Source organism: Nodosilinea sp. LEGE 07088 (genome assembly GCF_015207395.1).
Lineage (GTDB): Bacteria > Cyanobacteriota > Cyanobacteriia > Phormidesmidales > Phormidesmidaceae > Nodosilinea.
The window spans coordinates 1-3,273 of the sequence record NZ_JADEWX010000316.1 but is presented as its reverse complement, the minus strand read 5'-3'; the positions used below and the strand labels follow the sequence as shown (position 1 = coordinate 3,273).

Genomic DNA, 3,273 nt, shown 5'->3' with positions numbered 1-3,273 from the left:
GTCGTGGGGGTTGGGGGTGGTGCCAAAGTGGGCGTTGATGGTGACAAAGCCGTAGGCATATTCATCCATATTTAGCGCGCCGATTAGCACTGCCCCGGCCTGCTCCAGGCGAGCGATCGCGGTGGCATCCTGGGGGGCTGGGGGATTGCTCTGGTTCAGCTTGGCCCCCGCCAGGGTGGTGAGGCCCTGGATATCAAACAGGTTTTTGACCGCGAAGGGGACTCCGGCCAGGGGGCCAGGGTCTTGGCCTGCGGCGATCGCGCGATCGATGGCCTGGGCCTGCGATCGCGATCGCTCCGCCGTTACCTCAGTGAAGCAGTTCAGCGTTGGGTTGCGGGCGGCAATATCGGCCAGGGTGGTTTCGAGGCGCGATCGCGCCGCTAGATTCTTTTGCTTAATCGCAGTGGCGATCGCCAAAGCATTCTGAAATTTGCTCATGGCTCAAAGGTGGCGGCGCTTTCTACGGTGTCGGAGAGGGGGAAGGTGATGACGGGCTGGGCGATCGCCCAGATCTGCTCCACATTCGCCACTACCCCCGGCTTGATCTCATCGGGGATAGATAGCCCCAGAGTGGCTGCGATCGCCTCAACGTAATCGTTTGGTGCAATAGAGTTAAACGGGTTCTTTTCCATCATTGATTTAGCATGGCTCTGGCTTGCTCTGCCCAGCGGGATACTAGCACGCCACCGTTGAGTACACCGGTCACTACTCCGTTAGGCCGCGTGGCCGATTCTCCTTCCGGAAGAGGAATTCCTCTAGCATGGAGACCGACAATGTAATAGTTACAAGAGTTGCCCTCTTCAAGCAGGGCGAAAATTGGTTTCTAGCGTTCGAGAGGCCCGTCAGGTTCATCCGCTGCCCCAGGCACCTGATTAGCCTCTCCGTCAGCTTTCTTCGCACTTACGAAACCTTTGTTGCACTGAACAGAAGGTTTATCGGATCGGTAGCACTGATCAAAACGTACTCTTGCAAGGTCATTCGGCGTCATCGCCAAGCCCGCCTGCTTTTAGGATACTGAATGACTATCGGTCTATTCCTCAACGCTGCTCGCCCGATGGCAATGTATCGCTGACAATGATCATCGCCAATTGTTGTCGCGCAGGCTGGCCATGTCAGCATGGATAGGCCAATGCTACCGTTTACTCTCACTGTGATCTGGCCCTCGGCTCATCCAGCACATGGGAGCCCAACAACCCAGCCGCCTCCTGCTGAATCGCCCCGTACTGATTGATGATCGGCTGTATCGCAGCTTCTTCGCGCTCCACATGGTCGTAGAACTGGGTAAAAATGCGCTCCACTTCTTCGTAGATTAGCCCCAGCTTTTCGTTCAGGCGGCTGGCAATCTCTTCTTGAAACCGAGTCTTTTCGTTGTCTAGGGCTTGCTCAAACTTGGCAACAATGCGGTTGCGCTGCCAGAGAATACCGATGCTCAGCACGATTACCCCCACCCCGGCAAAAGCGATGCCAATGGCGCTCATAATTGCCTCCGCCACCGCAAACTGAATCACGTGCAGAATAGTACCCGACACCGCCATGATCGCCCCGCCGACAATTTCGTTGGCCATGTCACCCGCCTGGGTCGCCAGCATATCCCCCAGACCTTGATCGACTAGCAGGTTATCGACCTTGGCTCGCACGCTCTCGATCACTTCCTGGCGACGCTCCAGCACCCTGAGCGAAATGTGGCTACTCTCGATGCGCTGGACTTTAACATTCTCTAAATCTTGGTTTAGCCCGTCAAAGAGCTGGCGAATGCCGTCGACAAAGTGCTGGGCTCCCTCATTCGAGGCTTCTTCGAGGGAGGCCCGCAGGTCACGGGCGCAGCGCTCCTGAAACTCATCGACCCAGGCCTGCATCGAGGCCGCTTCGTTAAACAGCCCCACAAACGATCGCCGGATTACCATGGGCACCGTTAGGCTTTCACGAAAGTCGCGTTTGATGCGGGCCGAAATCACCTCATAGCGAGCCGCCAGGCGATCGGCCAGGGTGTTGACCTCGTAGCGCGATCGCTCCCGACCCGCATCTATTTTGCTGCGAATGCTCTGGGCGGTGGCGCGATCGACAGCCAGCTGCTGGTTGAGCGCCGCCACATCGCCGTTGAGCAGAGCGATAATTTGCTGGGTGGTCTGGCTGACCGATCGCAGCTTGATCTTGTAGCTCTCCCCCGACGACACCATAGCCTGAATGTACTGTCTCACCGGCTCAAAACCGCTGTTGGCCGGATCGCCCTCCTGTTCTAGGGTGGCCGAGGTAGGAAAGATCACCGGTGCTTTGATCTGCTTTTGGTAGGCGTATTCCTTCACCCGCTCGATGTTGGTTTGCAGATCGGCGGGGCGCAGCAGATCGGCCTGCTGCAAAATAAACACTACTTTTTTGCGCCACTCGGCGCTGACAAAATCGAGAAAATCCCAGGCGCTCTTTTGATAGGGATTTTTGGCAAACAGCACAAAAAAGGTCAGGTCGCTATTGGGAATGTAGCGCTCGGTGATGATCTGGTGCTCAGCAATCACCGTGTTGGTACCCGGCGTATCGACAATAGAAATGTCTTGCAGAATCGAGATGGGGCGGCCAATCTTGCGCAGGCTGGGCTCGACCTGCTCGACAAACTCCTGGTCGGCGTAGACGATCTGCTGAATCGAGTCGGTGCAGGGCTCAATGTCGGTGGCGCAGACTTCGGCATCGAGCAGGGCGTTGACAAAGCTGCTCTTGCCCGCCTTGACCTCACCAACCACCACAAACAAAAAGGGCTCGTTGATGTTGCGCCGCAGGTTGTGGGTGGTCTGTTTTAGGTTGGGGTTGTTAATGGCGGCGGCCAAGGTTTGCACACGCTTGAGCAGGCGATCGAGGTCATCGCGATAGGCGTGGAGCGCTGGGTCGATAATTTGGCTGGACACGGCGTGTCTCCCTAAACCTCACTAGGCCGCGCTGGCCTATCCTTAATTATCGCATGGCCGGAATTTTGGGCTGGATTCAACTTCTTGCTGAAGAACGTTGCGCAGTTGAGTCAATTGCCTGAGGGTATCGGCGCAATTGGCATCGTGTTGTTCAAAAAGAGCGCCCCCCGAAGGGAGCGCTCTTTCTGTGTCAATCAAGGGGGTAGTCGCTCAAGACTAGCCGATGATTTCAGGAGCCTCAGCCGTCGCCAGGTCCAGGGGGAAGTTGTGAGCATTGCGCTCGTGCATCACTTCCATACCCAGGTTGGCCCGGTTGATTACATCCGCCCAAGTGCCAATCACCCGACCCTGAGAGTCAAGGATGGACTGGTTGAAGTTG

Annotated in this window: 3 protein-coding genes and 1 pseudogene; all 4 read right to left on the bottom strand. The window is 56.6% G+C overall.

Annotation, left to right across the window (positions count from 1 at the left end):
- The coding region (locus IQ254_RS30420; protein WP_255527049.1) for an amidase family protein at positions 1-438 on the bottom strand (438 nt) is incomplete at its 3' end.
- Positions 435-635: a DUF4089 domain-containing protein gene (locus IQ254_RS30415; protein ID WP_228041242.1), complete on the bottom strand. Its 201-nt coding sequence runs from the start codon at positions 633-635 to the stop codon at positions 435-437. The genes IQ254_RS30420 and IQ254_RS30415, both read right to left, overlap by 4 nt.
- A gap of 510 nt (positions 636-1,145) precedes the next feature.
- Positions 1,146-2,894, bottom strand: coding sequence for a dynamin family protein (locus tag IQ254_RS30410; protein ID WP_193969873.1), 1,749 nt, complete (start codon positions 2,892-2,894; stop codon positions 1,146-1,148).
- Positions 2,895-3,110: 216 nt separating this feature from the next.
- Positions 3,111-3,273, bottom strand: a pseudogene (locus IQ254_RS30405) (photosystem II q(b) protein); the annotation flags it as partial.